Source organism: uncultured Agathobaculum sp., assembly GCF_963927765.1.
In the GTDB taxonomy this organism is placed as follows: domain Bacteria; phylum Bacillota; class Clostridia; order Oscillospirales; family Butyricicoccaceae; genus Agathobaculum.
The window spans coordinates 1-18,668 of the sequence record NZ_CAWVCU010000105.1 but is presented as its reverse complement, the minus strand read 5'-3'; the positions used below and the strand labels follow the sequence as shown (position 1 = coordinate 18,668).

The 18,668-nt window shown below is 51.7% G+C and carries 20 protein-coding genes and 1 tRNA gene; 4 read left to right on the top strand and 17 right to left on the bottom strand.

Annotated elements, in window-relative coordinates; genetic code table 11:
- Positions 1 to 246: 246 nt before the first annotated feature.
- From ABGT74_RS09735 to ABGT74_RS09725, 3 genes are all read left to right on the top strand, one after another.
- On the top strand, positions 247 to 768 hold the full coding sequence (locus ABGT74_RS09735) for a nitroreductase (protein ID WP_346705390.1): 522 nt from the start codon (positions 247 to 249) through the stop codon (positions 766 to 768).
- A 16-nt stretch (positions 769 to 784) separates the two neighbouring features.
- Positions 785 to 1,501 carry an NAD-dependent protein deacylase gene (locus tag ABGT74_RS09730; protein ID WP_346705389.1) on the top strand — a complete coding sequence of 239 codons (717 nt, stop codon included), beginning with the start codon at positions 785 to 787 and terminating at the stop codon, positions 1,499 to 1,501.
- A gap of 85 nt (positions 1,502 to 1,586) precedes the next feature.
- On the top strand, positions 1,587 to 1,805 hold the full coding sequence (locus ABGT74_RS09725; protein WP_297284473.1) for a DUF378 domain-containing protein: 219 nt from the start codon (positions 1,587 to 1,589) through the stop codon (positions 1,803 to 1,805).
- 44 nt (positions 1,806 to 1,849) lie between these two features.
- Here the strand turns inward: ABGT74_RS09725 and ABGT74_RS09720 are convergent, their stop codons facing one another.
- Complete coding sequence (locus ABGT74_RS09720) at positions 1,850 to 3,241, bottom strand: glycine--tRNA ligase (RefSeq protein ID WP_297284474.1); 1,392 nt, start codon at positions 3,239 to 3,241, stop codon at positions 1,850 to 1,852.
- Between the two features lie 141 nt (positions 3,242 to 3,382).
- Here ABGT74_RS09720 and ABGT74_RS09715 point away from each other — a divergent pair.
- Positions 3,383 to 3,458: transfer RNA gene (locus tag ABGT74_RS09715), tRNA-Ala, on the top strand.
- 110 nt (positions 3,459 to 3,568) lie between these two features.
- Here the strand turns inward: ABGT74_RS09715 and ABGT74_RS09710 are convergent.
- From ABGT74_RS09710 to ABGT74_RS09635, 16 genes are all read right to left on the bottom strand, one after another.
- Positions 3,569 to 4,756, bottom strand: coding sequence for a site-specific integrase (locus ABGT74_RS09710; protein WP_346705388.1), 1,188 nt, complete (start codon positions 4,754 to 4,756; stop codon positions 3,569 to 3,571).
- 56 nt (positions 4,757 to 4,812) lie between these two features.
- Positions 4,813 to 5,007 carry a helix-turn-helix domain-containing protein gene (locus ABGT74_RS09705; RefSeq protein ID WP_297284305.1) on the bottom strand — a complete coding sequence of 65 codons (195 nt, stop codon included), beginning with the start codon at positions 5,005 to 5,007 and terminating at the stop codon, positions 4,813 to 4,815.
- Between the two features lie 367 nt (positions 5,008 to 5,374).
- The gene (locus tag ABGT74_RS09700; protein WP_297284304.1) at positions 5,375 to 5,671 is read right to left on the bottom strand and encodes a helix-turn-helix transcriptional regulator; all 297 of its coding nucleotides are present in this window, start codon (positions 5,669 to 5,671) and stop codon (positions 5,375 to 5,377) included.
- Between the two features lie 340 nt (positions 5,672 to 6,011).
- Complete coding sequence (locus tag ABGT74_RS09695) at positions 6,012 to 7,535, bottom strand: VWA domain-containing protein (RefSeq protein WP_346705387.1); 1,524 nt, start codon at positions 7,533 to 7,535, stop codon at positions 6,012 to 6,014.
- A 77-nt stretch (positions 7,536 to 7,612) separates the two neighbouring features.
- Positions 7,613 to 8,230, bottom strand: coding sequence for a single-stranded DNA-binding protein (locus ABGT74_RS09690; RefSeq protein ID WP_346705386.1), 618 nt, complete (start codon positions 8,228 to 8,230; stop codon positions 7,613 to 7,615).
- Between the two features lie 18 nt (positions 8,231 to 8,248).
- Entirely contained in the window at positions 8,249 to 9,616 is a 1,368-nt protein-coding gene (locus tag ABGT74_RS09685) for an AAA family ATPase (protein WP_346705385.1), read from the bottom strand.
- Positions 9,603 to 9,896 (bottom strand): hypothetical protein, encoded by a 294-nt coding sequence (locus ABGT74_RS09680; RefSeq protein WP_346705384.1) that lies wholly within the window; start codon positions 9,894 to 9,896, stop codon positions 9,603 to 9,605. The genes ABGT74_RS09685 and ABGT74_RS09680 overlap by 14 nt, the downstream gene beginning before the upstream one ends.
- On the bottom strand, positions 9,893 to 10,132 hold the full coding sequence (locus ABGT74_RS09675; RefSeq protein ID WP_346705383.1) for a hypothetical protein: 240 nt from the start codon (positions 10,130 to 10,132) through the stop codon (positions 9,893 to 9,895). Before ABGT74_RS09675 ends, ABGT74_RS09680 begins: the two co-directional genes overlap by 4 nt.
- A complete protein-coding gene (locus ABGT74_RS09670) occupies positions 10,132 to 10,671 on the bottom strand; it encodes a hypothetical protein (protein WP_346705382.1) in 540 nt (179 codons plus the stop codon). The genes ABGT74_RS09675 and ABGT74_RS09670 overlap by 1 nt, the downstream gene beginning before the upstream one ends.
- The gene (locus ABGT74_RS09665) at positions 10,668 to 10,958 is read right to left on the bottom strand and encodes a hypothetical protein (RefSeq protein ID WP_346705381.1); all 291 of its coding nucleotides are present in this window, start codon (positions 10,956 to 10,958) and stop codon (positions 10,668 to 10,670) included. Before ABGT74_RS09665 ends, ABGT74_RS09670 begins: the two co-directional genes overlap by 4 nt.
- Before the next feature lies 1 nt (position 10,959).
- Positions 10,960 to 11,427, bottom strand: coding sequence for a hypothetical protein (locus ABGT74_RS09660; RefSeq protein ID WP_346705380.1), 468 nt, complete (start codon positions 11,425 to 11,427; stop codon positions 10,960 to 10,962).
- A 1-nt stretch (position 11,428) separates the two neighbouring features.
- The gene (locus ABGT74_RS09655) at positions 11,429 to 11,839 is read right to left on the bottom strand and encodes a hypothetical protein (RefSeq protein WP_346705379.1); all 411 of its coding nucleotides are present in this window, start codon (positions 11,837 to 11,839) and stop codon (positions 11,429 to 11,431) included.
- A gap of 11 nt (positions 11,840 to 11,850) precedes the next feature.
- The gene (locus ABGT74_RS09650; RefSeq protein WP_346705378.1) at positions 11,851 to 12,984 is read right to left on the bottom strand and encodes a hypothetical protein; all 1,134 of its coding nucleotides are present in this window, start codon (positions 12,982 to 12,984) and stop codon (positions 11,851 to 11,853) included.
- A gap of 12 nt (positions 12,985 to 12,996) precedes the next feature.
- Positions 12,997 to 13,443: a hypothetical protein gene (locus tag ABGT74_RS09645; protein WP_346705377.1), complete on the bottom strand. Its 447-nt coding sequence runs from the start codon at positions 13,441 to 13,443 to the stop codon at positions 12,997 to 12,999.
- A gap of 146 nt (positions 13,444 to 13,589) precedes the next feature.
- Complete coding sequence (locus ABGT74_RS09640; RefSeq protein ID WP_346705376.1) at positions 13,590 to 15,416, bottom strand: reverse transcriptase domain-containing protein; 1,827 nt, start codon at positions 15,414 to 15,416, stop codon at positions 13,590 to 13,592.
- 610 nt (positions 15,417 to 16,026) lie between these two features.
- Positions 16,027 to 18,552 (bottom strand): hypothetical protein, encoded by a 2,526-nt coding sequence (locus ABGT74_RS09635; RefSeq protein ID WP_346705375.1) that lies wholly within the window; start codon positions 18,550 to 18,552, stop codon positions 16,027 to 16,029.
- Positions 18,553 to 18,668: the final 116 nt, after the last annotated feature.

Sequence of the window (18,668 nt, the reverse complement as noted above, 5' to 3'; positions counted from 1 at the left end):
CCTTCCGTAAACTTCAGATTCACGTCCTTAAACAGCGGTTCTCCGCTGAAATTCAAGCTCAGATCGCTGATTGTAATCATATCGTATCCGTCTCCTGTTTATCATTTTGAATCTGTATCAGTATATCACAGAAACCCTGCTTTTCACAGTTTTTTTACACATCAATCTGCATTTTTGGTGATGTTGTCTTGAAACATGACCGCATAGGGGCTATACTATATTTATTCTAATCAAGGAGGTTTTTCCATGTCCAACCTGATGCAGATCATCAAATCCCGCCGCTCTACGCGTGCGTTTGAATCCAAACTCCCTCCCAAAGACCAAGTCATGCAGCTGGTCGAGGCCGCCGAGTGGGCTCCCTCCGGTATGGGTAAATATCTTTGGCATTTCACCGTAGTATACAGCGCAGAAAAATCACTGACACTGGCGCGCGCGGTTGCGGAAGCCGATAACCGTGGCCCGGATTACAATTTCTACGGTGCCCCAGTCAATATTATCATTTCCTATAAACGCGATGAACATCACGCTTTTGTCGACGGCGCTGCCGCAATGGAGAATCTGCTGCTCATGGCAACCGAACTCGGACTCGGCTCGTGCTGGATCAACCAGATCCGCGAGTGCTGCGATGACCCGAAGGTGCGTGCCCTGCTGACCGAGTACGGCGTACCTGAAGATCACATCGTCATTTGTTCCGCTGCCATCGGCTATATTGCTAAGGAGACACCTGCAAAGCCCCGCAAGGAAGGTATCGTTTCCTTCGTAGAATAAAAGGAGGCAGAAACGCATGGATGCACAAATTGCCAAGCTGAAAGAATGGGTGGACACCAGCGATAATATCGTATTTTTCGGCGGTGCTGGTGTTTCCACCGAAAGCAGCATCCCAGACTTTCGATCGGTAGACGGCCTGTACAACCAGCAATACAAGTATCCGCCGGAAACCATTTTGAGCCACACGTTTTTCATGGCGGAACCGGAAGAATTCTTCCGCTTTTATCGCGCAAAAATGCTTGCGTTGGATGCAGAACCCAATGCGGCACACCTCAAGCTGGCTGAGTGGGAGCGCATGGGAAAATGCCGCGCGATTGTGACGCAGAATATCGATGGCTTGCATCAGAAAGCAGGCTCCAAAGAGGTCTTGGAACTGCACGGTTCTGTGCTACGCAACTACTGCATGCGCTGCCGCAAGCCCTATGATGTGCGCGACATCGCTGCCGGTACCGGTGTTCCCAAATGCGACTGCGGCGGCACAATCAAACCAGATGTTGTTCTGTACGAGGAAAGTCTGGACAGCTATACGATCAATAAAAGCGTGGAATACATCCGCAATGCGGATATCCTCATCATCGGCGGTACTTCCCTTGCTGTCTATCCCGCAGCAGGTCTGATCGACTATTACCGCGGCAATAAGCTAGTTTTGGTCAACAAGTCCGAAACGCCCGCCGACCGCCGCGCCGATCTGGTCATTCACGCACCGATTGGTCAGGTATTCTCCCAGCTGTAACAGCGCTGGCATAAAAAACAATTCAACCGCATGTTTTCTCCCCTTTCCGGCCATACTATGGAAAACCGGAAAGGGGAGTTTTTATATGTTTCTTGATAAACTCGCATTGATTCTTGCCATCATTGGCGGACTGAACTGGGGCAGCATCGGCTTGTTTGGTTTCGATCTGGTTGGATTCCTGTTCGGCGGACAGGCTAGCGCGGTCAGTCGCATCATTTTTGCTCTGGTCGGGCTGGCTGCACTGTGGTGCATTTCCCTGCTCTTCCGCGGCAACAACAATGCCGAGGATCGTCACGCTTCCTAACAGAAAAACCGCTGCACAGGCAGCGGTTTTTCTACATATTTTACTTAGAACGCAATCTTCTTTGCGATATAAGCAGCCACATCTTCGATCTTGATGCGCTCCTGCTCCATGGTATCGCGATCGCGGACGGTTACGCAGCCGTCCTGCTCGGTTTCAAAGTCCACCGTGACGCAGTACGGCGTACCGATTTCATCCTCACGACGGTAACGCTTGCCGATCGAACCAGCATCGTCGAAATCCACCGAGAACTGCTTGGAAAGCTCCTGCCAGATCGGCATTGCCTTTTCCGTCAGCTTCTTGGACAGCGGCAGCACCGCAGCCTTGAACGGCGCCAGCGCCGGATGCAGGCGCAGCACAGTACGCACATCGTCCTTGCCGTTCTTATCCTGTCCAACTACTTCTTCATCATACGCATCGCACAGGAACGCGAGTGCCACGCGATCCGCGCCGAGCGACGGCTCGATAACGTACGGAATATACTTCTCGTTCGCTTCCTGATCGAAGTACTCCATCGAAACGCCCGAAGTGTTCTGGTGCTGGGTCAGGTCGAAGTCGGTGCGGTCAGCAATGCCCCACAGCTCGCCCCAGCCAAACGGGAACAGGAACTCGATGTCGGTGGTCGCATTGGAGTAATGGCTCAGCTCCTCCGGATCGTGATCGCGCAGACGCAGGTTCTCATCCTTCATACCCAGCGACACCAGCCAGTTATGGCAGTAATCCTTCCAATACTTAAACCACTCCAAATCGGTACCGGGCTTGCAGAAGAATTCCAGCTCCATCTGCTCAAACTCACGGGTGCGGAACGTAAAGTTACCAGGCGTAATCTCATTGCGGAAAGACTTACCCACCTGTCCTACGCCGAACGGAATCTTCTTACGGGTGGTGCGCTGAATATTCTGGAAGTTGACAAAGATACCCTGTGCGGTTTCCGGACGCAGATAAATCTCGTTCTTTGCGTTTTCGGTAACACCCTGATAGGTCTTAAACATCAGGTTGAACTGACGGATATCCGTAAAATTATGTCCGCCACAATTCGGACAAGCGATTTGATGTTCGTCAATATATGCTTTCATCTGCTCGTTGGTCCAGCCAGCCGGGTTTTCGCCGGTTGCATCCTCAATAAGCTGATCGGCACGATGACGGGTCTTGCAGTCCTTGCAGTCCATCAGCGGATCGGAAAAACCGCCAACGTGGCCAGAAGCCACCCAAGTGGTCGGGTTCATCAGAATAGCAGAATCCAGGCCGACGTTATAGGGGCTTTCCTGCACAAATTTCTTGCGCCATGCCGCCTTGACGTTGTTCTTGAATTCCACGCCAAGCGGACCATAGTCCCACGTGTTGGCAAGGCCACCGTAAATCTCCGAGCCGGAATACACGAAGCCACGGCCCTTGCACAGGGCGACGATTTTTTCCATTGTCTTTTCGCTGTTTTTCATTTTTCAATTCTCCTTTTGGCGCATCTGGCTGATGCACGCTTTTTTCATCAGGCACAAAAAAATGCTTGACACGTGTTTATTTTACATGTATAATATTTACTTGTCAAGAGCAGTTAAAAAATGCTTAAAAAAATAAAATATGGGCCTGTAGCTCAGTTGGGAGAGCGTTCGGTTCGCATCCGAGAGGTCGAGAGTTCGAATCTCTTCAGGTCCACCAAATTTCCTCACTTTTCTTTATGAGAAGTGAGGATTTTTGCATTTATTCGCTATATTATTCAACTTATTAAGCGGCTTCAAAAAAACTGACAGCAATCTTGACAGCAACTGTTATTCTGCTGCTTCCAAAGAAGAGATCAATTCCTCCATGCGGGCTGCACTGTTTTGCTGCATTCGATCACTTACATGAGCATATGTCTTCAATGTAAACGCAGCTGCATGATGCCCTAAATTTGCTTGTACTGTTTTTATATCATCTCCGTTTTCGATGGAGATTGTGGCGAATGAATGCCTCAATGAATGGAATGTAAAATCTTCCATTCCACAACTGCTGAAGATAGTTTTCAAATGACTGTAAACCGCAAAATGATGAAGCGGTTTTCCGAATTCATTTGTAAATACCAGATTCAATTGATTACTCCACAAAGAACCAGCGTGCAATTGCATTCTTTGTTGCTTGATAAGCTGGCAACGCAAAATTTGCATTGCGCTTTGAGCAAGTATAATACGGCGTTGTTTGTTTTCTTTAGGAGGAACCAATTGATATTGGGCAGGTTTTGTGTTGGGAACAATCTGTAGCTGTTGACGAATCACGATACTATTTGTCTCCCAGTATACATCATCCCATCGTAAACCAAGCACCTCAGCTTCTCGTTGTCCAGAGAAAATAGCAATATAGTATATATGATAAAACTTATCGTGTCTGATTGCATCGAGAAACGGCTTTAATTGATCGGTGGTAATGGCTTTCGCTTTTGTCTGTGTGACGCGCGGTAATGTACAATCATCAGCTACATTCCGGAAAAGAATCTCATCTCTTTTTGCTGCAGCTAACAATGCATGTAAGACCCCGTGGATTACTCGGATGGTTTTTGGAGACAACTCTTTCCCGTTTTTACCCAACGAAGAAACAAATGCTTGAATATCTCGTCTGGTTAAATCCGTCAGTTTTCGCTTCCCTAACGCAGGCAAAATATGAATACGAAGATTTTTTTCATATGAGACTTGTGTTAATGGTGATAATGTAGACACATGGTTCTCTATGTATTCTTTTGCGTATTCAGCAAGCGTTATTTTCCTAGGCTCTTGAAAAGTGCCATTGTCGATGCAAGAGATCGCGGATCGCAGTTTTTCAGCAACCTCACGTTGCGTCTTACCATAAATCGTATGACGAATGATTTTACCTGTAGCAGTGTCTCGTCCTGATACATACTGTGCTTGCCATCTACCATCATTTCTTTTAGTAATGGTTCCGCTTCCGGCTTCTCGCTTTTTTGCTTTTCGTGCCATTTTATCCATAGACTCCTTTCTGGCACATACTCTTCTGGATATTATCATTATTATAACATATAAATTTAATTATGGGCCGTGATTTTACTGAGGTCAGGCTGTTTTTCTATCCATTCATTTAAACAGCTTTCCTGTATCAGCCATCGTCTACCAATTCGGAACGATGGAAAGTCTTCACGATGCATCAGATTATATGCTGCACTTTTGCTTATGCCGAGTAATTGTGCAACTTCCGGAGCACTGTATGCAATTTTTGTCATGAATATACACCTCTTTGTTCATATTTTTCCTTCCACTGGCACATAATAAGTTGGATGATAAGCATCAAAGTAGCCACAACTGTCAGAGACCAAGGCTACTTTGATGCTCAATAACCAATAGCAGGTTATATTTTTGATAAACCTGCTAATCCGTCGGTCTTCAGCCGCCGACGGTCGCTGCTGATCTGCTCATTTAACCCAGCGGGTTGCAGCTTTCCGGCGCTTGCTTCATAGGAGCGCACCCATGCTCTTTTATTTTCAAGGTGCAAATGATATATAGATAAGGTCTGGCAAACATCCGTTTTGCGAGTACAAATGGATTACCGTAATTCATAATACCACGAATGCTTGCTGACGTTATCGCAAATTAGCGATCGTATTTATGTATTAGCAGGTTTGCAACTTCCACTACAAACTCTCTTTGCCAACCATGCAGATGAGAAAACACGGTTTCGTTTTTGTATTCGTTTCCAATCAGATAATCCACAGAAACGCCATAGACTTCTGCAAGTTTTGTCAAAGTAACGAACGAAGGGGTTCGTATGCCGTTCTCATATGCCGAAATCGTTCCATTCTTTACCCCAACGGATTTTGCGACACTGGATTGCTTTAATCCCTGACTAATGCGCAATCTACGCAGTCTGACTCCCAACCCTTCTTGCATGTTCATGCCTCCGATGATTTGTCCATAAAACGGAATCGTCTGTAATTTCTGTTTCTATCGTAAGAATAGCACAGTTTCACTCTACAGTGAGCCACAATCGGTTCACATAGTGTAGAGTTTTCGCTTTAGCAATAGAAGTAAGCATAATTTGCATTGAAATCACCTTTCTATCCGACATAATTCGACTTTCTTCGACAAATCAATTTAAGCACATAGCTGTTGCAAATTATGTCGAATTAGGTCGAATCAGAAATTATTATACTTATTCTCGCATAAATAAAAGACCATGTTGAACTCTTACAAAGCACAGCATGGTCTTTCGATATATAAGATGTGGATTTTACAGATGGGTTAGGATATCATCTTTGTCATACATTTCACTTACACGATAAACCCGTTCACAGAACTTTTCCAGCACAAACTCCATACCCGGACTATCTGCATCCAACAGCAAACCTACCACAGCGCACCTTGCACCCTGTATTGCTTCCTGCAATTCGGATGCCAATTCATTGGAAATGGAATCTTCGCCATCCGTGATAAACAGGATATCCGCGTTTTCAAACGATTCCTCGTTTATCAACCGCAGGGCTTCCCGAATCGGCGTCTCAAAGTCGGTGCCACCATCAAAAAAGTGCTCGGCGGCGGACAGCAGATCTTGAGACGTGTACTGCCCCGGCAAGAACAAGTCGGTGTGGAACTGACCTTTGCCCGAAAAGTGGATCAGTGCAAACCTGCGCCCTTCATACGCGCAGATATCCTGCACCGCGAGCGCCAACGCCTTGCCCCATTCCGCATTTTCGCCTTCCGTCGAGCCGGATTCGTCTAGGCAGACGATCACATCGCCGTAGCCTTTGTGAACGCGTTCCCTTTTGGTGTATTGCAGCAAGCCTTTTGCGTGATACTTGCGCAGGAACAGCGGCGTGGTGGCCGGAGAGGCCACCAGTGCCAATTCGCCCGAAAGCAGATTTTTTATATCGTATCCGCGCGTGACAGTGTACTTCTCCCCGCGGCCGTGGGTGTAGTCGTTCTTACGCAGATCGGAAAGCATTTCCTTCATGCGCCCCAGCTGACGAGTGATGCCTTGCAGCATAGGGTTATTCCGGACACAATCAAGCAGAGCCTGATTGTGTTCCGCCTGCTGCGGCGCACTTTGGCTTTCATCGCCCCAGCATTGTGCCACGCATTTCGCCAGCACAGCTGCATCCAAACTGCAACATATGGCATCGCAAATCACTTGCGCGGTTTCCGTGCTGCGCTTTTGCAGCCGTGTTTGGATCATGCCGGATACCACACGCATCTGTTCGGCGGTGCTGGCAACTTTCACAGCTGTTTGCAATGCCGCCGGTGTTTGAGCCGGGTCGGTTTGTGCCCGCTGCACCAGATCATGGAGTTTTGCATTGGCTGCATCATGCCGCCGCTCTAACCGCGTCAGAACGGATGCCAGAGGTTCTATCTCCTCGGCGCAGGCCAGCATGTCGGACTCCACGGCCTGTTGGTATGCGCGTGCCGCTTCCATTGCTGCAAACGCATTGCCTTTGCAAAGGCTGCGTACTTGCAGGAAATCATCACGCTTCAGCAGATTGTCTACAAAGGCAGATTGCACCAGACGCACATATCCTTCTCGTTCGTCTGGGCGGGTCAGGCGCAGTTCCTGTGCAAACAGCAAATGGAACAGATCGGCAAGTAACGGCAGGACTTCGTCCTCCAGATAATACGGTTCGCTTGCCTTTGCAAAATCCATATCTCCCAGCCGTGTCGAGCAGGTACTCCTGTCTGTGCGCTTTGGTGGCTGATATGGGTTGGAAAAGTCGAACAGAGGTGAGCGCAGCACCTGATCGAGAGCGAAAAAACGATATTTCATTGCAAACCTCCCATCAGTATGGAGGAAAAGCAGGGTAAATGCCCTGCTTTTCCATTTTTACTAACCTTGTGATTCTATCAGAACGGCGTGTTGCCGGTCGGCATTCCGCCCGGTCCCCACGCATAGTTTTCCGGTACACCACTGAAGTCGGGCACTGTAAACTGCGCTGCCGCACCCGGTACGGGTTGCGGGTAACCAGCGGCAGATTGTGCCTGCATGACAGTTGCCGGTGCAGCCGGTGCTGCCTGCGGCATGGCCTGCTGCGGCGTGGGCGCCATATAGCTGGGTGCAACAGGGGCTGCGCCCTTCGGGGCAGCATAGCCTGCTGTAGGCGCCGCCGTCGGCTGCGCAGGCTTGCCGATCTGTACATCATCCGGCTTTTTGTCCAGAAAATGCACATCGACGCGCACCACTTCAAATGCCGTACGCTTTTCGCCGGTCTGCTGATCCTGCCATTCACGATGCTGCATCGCACCTACGACACACACCAGACGGCCTTTACGTCCGTACTGCAGAACGAACTTCGCCTGCTGCCCGAAGACCGAGCAGTCGAAAAAGTCCGCTTCCGGTTCCCCCTCGCGCTTGAAATCGCGGTCTACCGCAATGCGAAAATACGCGATCGGCTTTTCCGGGTCTTTGCCACGCTGTTCTGGATCCTTCGTCATTCGTCCGATCAGGATAATCTTATTCAACATAATTTTGTCCTCCTTATATTAAGCAGCTGATTGCAATACGGCCAGCTGAGCCAGCGGCACAGGGGTGAAAGCGCACGCCTCATGTGCCTTGCGACTCATCTCTTCCAAGGTGTTCAGCGCGTCAGCAGACTGCCGGTGCTGTTCGTCGGTAGTGGCCCCGGCATCCAGTGCCTGCCACTCGCGATAGAGACCGGCAAAGCTCGTGCGCAGCTGTACCAGTGCTTTGGCCTTTCCGTTGTCAGGGGCAGTGTCGAACGCATCGCGTATCTCAGCCGCCTTGGCCAGCAGTTCTTCAAGCCGTGTGCGGAGCGGATCGTCGCACAGGCGCGTCAGTACGGCCTGTACCTTTTCGATCTCTCCCGGCTCGTTCCAGAGATAGTTTTTTAGCTGGAGCAGATCTGCCAGCTGCACCTCGGTATGTCCGGCAAGCCAGGCGGCCGCTTGCGCCACCGGGCCGTAACCGAAATAGGTACGGTCGGACACCGTGATGCCCTCCCGGCGCAGCTCACAAAGCACATCGTCCATCAGCTCATTGACGGCATCCGGAATAGCAACCAGCTTCACCTGCGCCTGCATAGCATACAGTTCCTCCAGCGAGAAGGTCGCTGTCACATCGCCAAAATGCCCATCCTGTTTATTCTTCAGAACGGCAAGCCGAGCGCTGCGCTCCTGCACATCGCGGGTCACCACACGAAGCTGAAAACGGTCATAGAGCGGCGCGAGGATTTGTTCCTCCTTGTTCCGAAAGTTCGGCATCTCATTGGATGCCGAAAAGAACGAAATCACAGGAATCTCTACCGTCACGCCCTCATTCGTATACCGGTGCTCATTGAGCGCAGTCAGCAACGAATTGAGCAGACCATCCCCGGCTTTAAAGATCTCGTCCAGAAAGCAGATATGCGAATCCGGAATCTTGCCTGCGGTGATGGTTGTCGGCGTACCGCCGTGCAGCAGGGACAGCCCCTTCTGGTACTGTTCCAGTGCTGCCGTTAGGTTTTGCATCCGCGAAGCAACACCGGTGTCTGCCGGGTCGGCGCGAAAATCATCCGTTGCCTGTATCAGCTGCTGCTTGAGCTTCTGATACGTGGCATCGTCTGCCAGTACCTGCGCCGGGACAGCGCCCGGGATGAGGCTGGCGAGATCCAGTCGCCCAAACAGGGCTTCTTCGTCCGTCTGCTTGGACAACAAACGTTCAAACTGCTTTGCCCCGGTGATACGCCCCCGGAACTCATTGACCGCAAAGCTCTTGGCCTGTCCGGGCGTACCCAGAATGAACAGGTTACGACCGGAGAGCATCGCCAACGCGATCATCTGGATCAGCTCTTCACGCTCTGCGATCTTACCGTTTATTTCTTGCATCACTGCCAACATTTTATCTCTTAGCATGGGTCACTTCTCCTTTTTCGAGCAATTCTACCGCACAGCGGAATCCCTTGATGAACGAATCCTCACGTTCCAAATCGCGCAGCAGACCAATATCATGCGCCACAGCGTTCAGCAGACTTTGTGTTGCATTATCTGAAACTGCCGCCATTGTTGCAAACGCCAGCGTAATACGGAAAGAAAGCCCGCGAATCTGGTTGCCGTTGATCTCCTGCTGTTCACTTGCCGGTGCATACTTGCCGCGGTATAGTCTGCGTACCGCATCCGTATTCAGTGCTTTCATGCCTCATCACCTCCCGCCTGAAAAAGCACTGTTGCCGTACCGGCATAGCGAATTTGAAATACGATACGCGGATTCATGCGGTGCAGCAGGCTGGCACGCTGTTTAAGCACCTCCAGCTTGGCTTCCGGCACGATGGTCGCATACATCAGACCCACCGGAAAGGTGTGGCTCGCCATATCGACTGCACCGAACCGCTTGCTTCCCTGTTCCTTCGCGTAGAGCATCAGATTAGCCATCAGCAAACCTCCTCGTTATCTTCCGCGGTCTCTCGGACGCGCTTGACATCGAAAAATGCCGGACGGAAATCGTGCGGCGCGGCGCAGTAAAAGAAAAACTGCGCCAGTCCGGTGTCGATCTCCACCACGTCGCCTTGTCCGATCTCCTCGCCTTCCAAAAGCGGCATTTCGTCTGGGCTGTTTGCATTTTCAAAAAACAATGCCGGCGTAAGACCGGTCTTGCCTTCTGCGCGCAGCCGGTACCGGTGCGCAAACGGGAAAGCAAGCTCTCCGCTACTGATTTCATCTTCCGCAAACGCCCGTGCCAGTGCCGCGGCCTGTGCGTCCGCATAACTGTAAATGCGGTATTCACAGGGGCTTTTCCGCTTGGGACACCACTTCGGCGCCCTGTACGCCGGATCGCTCTTGCGGAATGCCTTGCGTCGCTTTTTGTTCTTGAAACCGGCGCAATAGCGGCTCAGACCGAAATCCAGATGTGCATCACAACCGATGCAGCCGGGTTCAGCAAAGCTGCGCTGACGAAAGCCTTTCTTACTCATGCAGCACCTCCATGAATGGTCGCGCGTCGTACTTCATACAGTTCCGGGCAGTGTTCGAGCAATTCACCGAGCGTAAGCTCAGACACGAAATATGGTCCATCTGTCGGACGATCCAGATCGTCCCCAATAAACTCCCGTGCCATGTGCTCCGAAGTGAATTTGAGCGCATTGCTGATATTGCTCAAATCAACCACATGATGCCCGTCTTTCACCAAATGGCCTGCAACAAACGAATACCGTGAACGGTACAGGTAGTAGACCACAAAAACGCCGGTATGCACGCCCATCTCATGCCGCCTCCTTTCCGGGGGCGGCATAAACCGGGAACCGATACACCTTGCAGCTGCGCACGCCGTGCTGACGGAGCACCTGTTTGTGCTCCTTGCGGGTCACAATCTCGGCCGGATCAGCATTACGGTCGTCCGGCAGGACATCATACAACGTGCTGCCGTCCTTTTGCCATGCGTCCAGACTGAGCACTACTGGCGCTTTGCGCGCCTTGTGCCGCTGGCGCAGCAGGGCGTTGCGGATACGGCTGTACGCAACATCGGAAAAACGGTATTTCTGCAGCCGTTCCTCAGTCAGGTATTGCTGTGCGGCAAATACCAGACCGAACGCCGCGTCGCCGTATAAATCCGCCGCCGCGTCCGCACCAAGGTGCAAATCGCCGATCACACGGTAGATCAGGCTGTGATAGCGCTCCACGAGCGCGCGTTCTGCTTCAGACAAAGGTCGGTTCATGGTCTTTTCGTTCATTTCAGGCAGCTCCCTTCAAAAAATTATCCTGGTTTTTCTGATACACCATCATCATGTAGTTGAAATCCCCGTGGTTGATCATGCAGCGCAGCCGGTAGTCGTTGACCGCGCCGAAATACACAAAGTCGTATGTCGGACACCAGAAGTCATGCTGCTGCGCTTCCGGGTTGGCCGCGCAGAACCGCCGCATGGTCTGACCGTTGCGCAATACAGTCTTGCAAAGCCGGTGAAATACCGCGTTGGCCTCATCAATGCTCTGCGTCGTGAGGAAGTAGCTCTGCACCGGATACCAGCAGTTGAGCCTCTTGGGCTCGAACTGGCCGACGGCGCTGAGCAGGCGGTTTTCCGGGCGCAACGGATAAATGCGCTCTGCAGCGGAAGCGGGGATCAGGATCAACTTCTTGTTCTTCATACACTTCTCCTTTACGCAGCTTTCTTCTTTTTCGTGGTTGCGTTCACCTGCGGCATCCGTTTGGGCATCAATATATGCGTCTCATGCTCCGTGCTGAGTTGCATCGTCCCCTTACTGTCAAAGCAGATCTGGGCAGCACTGCCCTGTACCAAGGCCGCGGCTTCCCGCAAATAGGAATAGTTATAGCAGAAGCCTTCCTTTGGCAGCAGCGTGTCGATCTCTGCGGGCACTTCCGATTCACTGGTAAGCGGCTGCTTGTCCGCGCTGATATAAGACAAGCGCAGCACACCGCCTGCCGTTTGCAAAATCACGCTGGCGCCAGCCGAATGACCTACACCGATCCGCCGAAGTTCTGCGTTGAACGCAGCGCCGTCCAGATGCAGTGCGCTGTCTGCCCGAAAGCTTGTCAGCAGCGTATCCAGATTAAGCGCGCCATAACTTGCAAGCGTCGCCGTGAACACCAGACCGGGCCCGATAAACAGTACCTTGCCATCGCCGGTGCCGATTTTGCAGTGCGGAATGCCGCGGAAAACAGCAAGCAGCGTCTTCATCTGGTCTGCCTCGATCAACACATCCAGCGGCGCGTCTTGCGCCGCCGTGTCGCTCGCAACAGTCATGCGGTATCCGTCGCAGCTTGACGCACTGAAACGGCCGTCATGGACCTGCAGGCGCACACACTTGAGCTGTGGGCGGGTGCTTTCCCCGCGCGCGGCAGAGAACAGCACCTTGGTGCTGATCTCGCTGAAGTTTTCACAGTCCAGCAGCTGCTCCGGAGCAGGCTGATCCGCCTTGGGATACTTGCCGACATCCATGAGTGCAAATTCATAGGCCGACTTGGCGTTGCGCACCTCGATCCGCCGGTCATCCGTCGCGACGGTCGTCGCTTCGTCCGAAAACAGTTCCAGCATCCGCTGAAAAACGGCGGCGAACAGCAGTGCTTTGCCCTCCTGTTCCACGCGGCAGCCATGCCGGATCTGCAGTACACAGCCTTTGCTTCGCGCCGTGAACATGACGGTATTGGTCTTAGCGTCGGCTTCCATCAGGACGCACGATAATTCTCGGCTTTCAAATCGTCTGCCGATTGTAAGACTACAGCGTCTTAGGATGGGCAGCAATTCTGAACGGTTTGCTGTAAAACGCATCATTCATCCACTCCTTTAGCCTGCCAGTTCCCAGAACGAAAGCTGTTCCGGTTCCTGAATAGGCTGCAAAATTGGTCTTATCTTCCTCTGTACGGGTTTGCTTTCTGGTATCTGCACGGTTTCCTGTTCATTTTGTTTATGCACTGGATGCAGCACGGCCATCTTGCGGAAAGAAGCGGCGATGTCCTCGACGGCATTTTCATGCCGGATGCCTTCGGCTAATTCCTTAGCCAGCACAGACATCATATCCTCGCTTTCACTCATCGCAGCCAGACCTTCATCCGTCATGACGCCGCCTTCGATGATGCCGGCGACCGACAGCTTGGACGCCATCAGCCGGACGGCACGCTCCTGCATGGTATGGCGGTAGTACAAGATGTATACTTCCACCCGCGGCGCGGTCTGGTTGATACGCCATGACCTGCGGCTCGCTTGCCGGAACGTGAACAGCTTAAACGCCATGTCATAGAAGATCAGTGTGGTGAAATCATTGAGATCGAGTAGGGTGGGCGCCCAGCGCCTTACCGCATTACTACGGCAGGTTTCCGAGTACCCCCCTCACGAACCGGACTTACACCTCTCGGCGTATCCGGCTCTCCCTTTGTCTGTCAGTCTAATTTGCCGGCGTGCAGTTTGTCATGACACGCACGGCATAGCGCCATAGTCTTGCGTTTGCGACCTATCATCACGATTTCCCACCCGGCTTTGCCTTTTAAGTCCTTGATTTTCCGAACATGGTGCATTTCGATAGGAACATTTTCCGCTCCGCACCATTCACACCTTTCGGCCTTCAACCGACTTATCAGGCTTGTCGAGTTGAGATTTCTGTGTACCATCGGAATAACATCCATTGCCGGGGCAGAAACCATTCTTTTGTCCTTTCTAAACCCCTCGTCATACAGGTACGCTACCGCTTTTCCACTTTTACTCGGATATTTCACGCCGAAGCGTTTATATCCGTATTTCTTACGGATACGGCTGATGCGTGTTTTGTATTTGGCGGCATAGGTTTTGAACAGGCTGTACTTCATTACATAGTAAAAATCGCCCAAAACACTGACATTATCCGCTATGCGGTAGTAGTTATAGATGCCCCTGATTTCCGCATTGTACTGGTTTAAGATTTCAAGGTCATCACCGTTGATTAGGTAGGTGCGTTCGGTAGGGATGAAGATTTCCCGCCCCTCTCGGTATGTGATTTTCAACGCTGAATAATCAAGCAGCTTCTTCTGCCATTTGTCTTTGGGGACATACAACAGAATCTTTCCGCTCATGGATCGCATCTTGTGGCCATTTTTGCTGGTTGTTATATGGTCACTGTTGCTGGCAAAGACTTCAAAGCCTAAAAACCTGGCCTCATCTTTTGCCTGCGTTATCAGCGTTTTTTCATCGGATAATTCCAAATGGAGTTCTTCCGACAAAAACTGCTTGATGTCTAACTTGATTTTTTCAGCGTCTGCTTTACTGCCAATGACTCCACAAATCCAGTCGTCTGCATATCTTACATATTGCAGACGTTTGTATTCTGTGTCCATGGGGTCATATGCCGGCATTTGCCGTTTGAGGGCTGTTTTTTCCCTAATTTCCCGCAAGGCCGTATCTCTTGCCGTTTCGTCCATTTCTTCCCACATTTCCGGCTTGTATTTGCCTTTTTCAAGCCATCGAATTTGTTCATGCAGTTTCCAATATGGGGTGTACTTGTCCCGCCACGCTCCGTTTCTGAAAGATGCCATGTACTGCTCCATGTATCTGTCAAACTCGTTTAGGTAGATATTTGACAGAATAGGACTGATGATGGAGCCTTGTGGGGTGCCGGAGTAGGTGCGGTGAAAAGTCCAGTCCTCAAGGTATCCCGCTTTCAGAAACTTCCATATCAAAGCAAGAAAATACTCATCATGGATGCGCCTGCGCAGGATTCCTACGAGAACTGTGTGGTCTATGTTGTCGAAGAACGACTTAATATCGCCCTCTATAAACCACCTTGTTCCGCTAAAGTTGCGCTGTAACTGCAAAAGTGCCGTGTGGCAGCTTCGGTTAGGCCGAAAACCGTGAGAATAGTTGGAGAAAGTCGGCTCATAGATAGCCTCCAGCAACATCCGCACGATTTCCTGCACCAGCTTATCATCAAAAGACGGGATGCCCAGCGGGCGCATTTTTCCGTTCTTTTTCTTGATATAGGTACGTCGTGCGGGATTTGGCCGGTAACTGTGGTCTTTTAGACTTTCAATCAGTTTTCCGATACGCTCCATACCCATTCCGTCTATGGTCTGCCCGTCCGTTCCGGGAGTCATATTTCCGGGCTTGGCATAGATGTTGTAGTACGCCTGCAAATAAAACTCTGGGTTATAAAGGTTGCGATACAGGCGCTCATAATGATAGGTTGGGGCTTTTGCTTTGGATTTCAGACTGTTCAATACGTCGATTGGATTTCTCATGGTGTCTCACACACCGTTCCTTTCTCTATATTGATAGACAAACTGGCCCCCTTCGCCATGTAGACGGTTTTCCCGCCCTCGAACTACTATGGGACCTCCGTTACCATGCCGGATTTTCAGCGTCATCTTCCTCGGGGTGTTAATCCTTGGAATTTATCACCTTGCGGCATTACGCATAGCCCTGTGGGGCGTTCCGGTTTAGGTAATCTCCGGTTAGACTGTTAGAAATGGCTTGTCAGCTTGTCGGATATGACGTTCGTCCTTTGCCGCTTATTGCGGTTGGTCGGTACAAAAGTATCATGGACACCTTCATCAGGACTCTATGAAGTTCCTTGTACCGCCTGACACTTCAGCTATCGTGTGTCAGGGACTGGAGTATGACCCCTCGGACTGTCATTCAGGCAATCCAGCTTTTATCCTCATAACTGACCTTTCATCTTGCAGTTCAGTCGCGGCATGGATAGCTCTGCCGACTTACCGCTTTCCCGATATGCTACACTCCCCGCGCAGTTTCCCTTGCGGATAAATCGGGTGATGACAACTTTTTGATACTTTTATGTTGCTGCTGTGCCAACAGCAGAATTCCTAACAGTCCGCGGACACCTTCGTATCACACGAAACAAGATGTCCTTACGGACGCACGTCCGGTTTCCACGAGCCCGGGATTTGTGATCATCACCTGCATTCCTTGTCGAAGCTTTTCCGCCACCCATGCCTCGCGTCCCCGCGGTGGCACGGTATCCTCCATGATCTCGGCGTGGATACCGGCATCCGAGAGAAAGCGCTTTAGGCGTGTCCGGCTATCCAGACGCACCCAGTTGACGTAGAGCAGCACGCGCTCCCCAGCGGCAACCTTTGCACGAATGATGTCGAGCGTCCTTGCGTCCTTTTCGGTTTCGTCCGTCGGCGCACCGCTGTCCTCCGGTATCAAAATCGGGTCTGCGGTGACAGGATGCACGATCGGCTTATGTCCATACGGCTGATCCGGATAGGCCATCAGCAGATTGAGGTAAACGGACAGCAGCTTTTGCGCCAGCTTGCGGCCTTCTCGGCTGCGATCCTTGAAAAGCTCCTGAAAGCTTTTTTCCAACTGCGCATACGCCCGATACTGTTTTTCCGGAAGCGAGAGCGGCACGGGGATTTCCTCGTACTCTGGCAGTTCCTTACCCATGTCCATCAGGGTGAGGAATACGCCGCTTTCCAGCAGAAAGCGGCTGTACACCAACGGGGACACGCCGGGTCGCTGTCTTGAACGCTTCTTGCGCTTGACCGCGCGGCGATTCGAGTTATAACCGCCTTCTGTCACCGAGTAGGTATCCTCGATCACGCCGTATTCCTGCGCAAAATGCGACTGTGCGGCAAATGTCTGTCCATCCTGCTGCATCAGCTGTGAACAGGTACGATACAGCAGGTAGAAGATACCGGACGCATAGCCGTTGATCAGGGTCGCTGTCATGCCGATGCACTTCTTTGCGGCGGCAAACAGCTCACCCATGGCATCGCCTTGTCCGCTGTTCGCTGCGAACTGGTGGAGCTCATCCGCGATCAAGCCGTCTATTTTGCCGCTGTACTTATTTTTGATATAGGTACTGAGCGGAAACCGGCGGCAGGCGCCGCGGGCGGTCATGAAGCGGTTTGGGTTTCGCCCCAGTTCCTCCAACTGCTTTTTCGCAGCCGCGGTTTTGCAGGCCTTTAATGCCTGTCCGGCAAATCGGCGATGGATATAGCCTACATGGCTGATGCGTACCCATTCGCTCTGCTCCTCCGCGGTGGTGGCCGTCCAAAGGACAGCGCCGCAGCATTCGCACTTGCGGTTGGCGCGGGTCTCGGTACGGAAGTAGTCCGATGTCGCGTCTATCAGCGTCTTTTTGCCGCAGTCCAGAAATTCCATCTGGATTACACTGCCGCAGTCCGGGCAGGTAAAGCCACGCTTTATCACGTTCCAGCGCACCGCCGGTCGGCGCATATAGCCATCCCGCGCGGTTTCCTTGGACAGTACGGCAAAGACCGTTCGGCTGCCGCGGACATATTCCGCATAGAGGGCGTCAAAGTCTTCCGGCGATTGCACGACCGCAGACAGCGAATCCGGAATGGTTTCATCCAGCTCCCGTACCCATTTGCCCGTCATGTGGGACGGACAAAGGACGATGTGCAGGCACTTCCGCTGCTTCTGCAGAAAATACGCCTGCAACGCCAGACTGCCGACCTTGCTTTTTCCGCTGCCGCATTCCGCGATCAGCAGCCCGAGCTTGTCTTTCTGCAATCTACGGCGCAGCGCTTCCGCTGCCGCAAGCTGCGCGCCATACAAGGGATAACCGGCCGTCTGTTCAACATAGCGGTTCAACTCCAGTACGGCTTCTGACAACGGCTCTGTTGCCGGGTCATACAGCGGGTCAAACTGCCCACGGATACGGGCGGCAATGACAGATCCGAACGCATTCAGATAGCTTGCAACGCCGCCAATCTCACGAAAGGCGTCTGTTTGGCCGTCTTGCGTGCCAGGTATGCGGATCTCGCCGCTTTTGAGGCCGCTTGTCACCACATCCGCAATATTCTGATCTTCCGGTGTGCAGGTAAGCTGCCATGCCTCGAACGGCTCGTACACTGTCCGCACAAGGCATCTGGTGAGAATGTTCCGTGCCTGCAGCTCTGCGATCAGGTAATCCGCGAACTGCGGGATCATAGGGATCGTGCTGACACGATCTATTTCGTGAAATAACGCATCTTGATCCCCTGCTGCGCAGAGCAAATAGGCTTCCCGTGTCTGACTTCCTTCATTTCTTCTTTCCGAATCATCGGCATTCTCCTCGTTCTTGTTCTCCGACATGTTCCTGCTGACGCTTTTGTCATCCCACAGAATGGTTGCTACCGTGTACGAACCCTCATGGATCAGCGTTTTCCGATACCGTCCACGTTCTGCGGTCAGCACATACGTTTGTTCCTCTGCGGATATGGTGACCGTGGCGCCACCGCAAATCGCAGCAGACATGCCCTGCACCATCTCGGGATAGCCGCCAAAGCGGATACCGACCAGCCTGTACTGCGGATCTGCAATTACTGTGTCCGCATAGCCGGTGAGCATGATGCCCTGCGCACTGTCCTGATACCGTACCTCCATCAATCTGTTTTCCCTCACATTCGTTTTTCCTCCGATCTTTTTGAATTTGCACAAAAAAAGACCGTGCAGCATCCATAAATCGGATTTCTGTACGGTCTTCATTGTGTGGTGAATCAGGTTTCGAGCATTTGTAC

Bases quoted from the DNA above. Each gene is read 5' to 3' on its own strand.
- ABGT74_RS09735 (WP_346705390.1), top strand. From the start codon at position 247: ATGTCCAACCTGATGCAGATCATCAAATCCCGCCGCTCTACGCGTGCG.
- ABGT74_RS09730 (WP_346705389.1), top strand. From the start codon at position 785: ATGGATGCACAAATTGCCAAGCTGAAAGAATGGGTGGACACCAGCGAT.
- ABGT74_RS09725 (WP_297284473.1), top strand. From the start codon at position 1,587: ATGTTTCTTGATAAACTCGCATTGATTCTTGCCATCATTGGCGGACTG.
- ABGT74_RS09720 (WP_297284474.1), bottom strand. From the start codon at position 3,241: ATGAAAAACAGCGAAAAGACAATGGAAAAAATCGTCGCCCTGTGCAAG.
- ABGT74_RS09710 (WP_346705388.1), bottom strand. From the start codon at position 4,756: ATGGATAAAATGGCACGAAAAGCAAAAAAGCGAGAAGCCGGAAGCGGA.
- ABGT74_RS09705 (WP_297284305.1), bottom strand. From the start codon at position 5,007: ATGACAAAAATTGCATACAGTGCTCCGGAAGTTGCACAATTACTCGGC.
- ABGT74_RS09700 (WP_297284304.1), bottom strand. From the start codon at position 5,671: ATGCAAGAAGGGTTGGGAGTCAGACTGCGTAGATTGCGCATTAGTCAG.
- ABGT74_RS09695 (WP_346705387.1), bottom strand. From the start codon at position 7,535: ATGAAATATCGTTTTTTCGCTCTCGATCAGGTGCTGCGCTCACCTCTG.
- ABGT74_RS09690 (WP_346705386.1), bottom strand. From the start codon at position 8,230: ATGTTGAATAAGATTATCCTGATCGGACGAATGACGAAGGATCCAGAA.
- ABGT74_RS09685 (WP_346705385.1), bottom strand. From the start codon at position 9,616: ATGCTAAGAGATAAAATGTTGGCAGTGATGCAAGAAATAAACGGTAAG.
- ABGT74_RS09680 (WP_346705384.1), bottom strand. From the start codon at position 9,896: ATGAAAGCACTGAATACGGATGCGGTACGCAGACTATACCGCGGCAAG.
- ABGT74_RS09675 (WP_346705383.1), bottom strand. From the start codon at position 10,132: ATGGCTAATCTGATGCTCTACGCGAAGGAACAGGGAAGCAAGCGGTTC.
- ABGT74_RS09670 (WP_346705382.1), bottom strand. From the start codon at position 10,671: ATGAGTAAGAAAGGCTTTCGTCAGCGCAGCTTTGCTGAACCCGGCTGC.
- ABGT74_RS09665 (WP_346705381.1), bottom strand. From the start codon at position 10,958: ATGGGCGTGCATACCGGCGTTTTTGTGGTCTACTACCTGTACCGTTCA.
- ABGT74_RS09660 (WP_346705380.1), bottom strand. From the start codon at position 11,427: ATGAACGAAAAGACCATGAACCGACCTTTGTCTGAAGCAGAACGCGCG.
- ABGT74_RS09655 (WP_346705379.1), bottom strand. From the start codon at position 11,839: ATGAAGAACAAGAAGTTGATCCTGATCCCCGCTTCCGCTGCAGAGCGC.
- ABGT74_RS09650 (WP_346705378.1), bottom strand. From the start codon at position 12,984: ATGATGCGTTTTACAGCAAACCGTTCAGAATTGCTGCCCATCCTAAGA.
- ABGT74_RS09645 (WP_346705377.1), bottom strand. From the start codon at position 13,443: ATGGCGTTTAAGCTGTTCACGTTCCGGCAAGCGAGCCGCAGGTCATGG.
- ABGT74_RS09640 (WP_346705376.1), bottom strand. From the start codon at position 15,416: ATGAGAAATCCAATCGACGTATTGAACAGTCTGAAATCCAAAGCAAAA.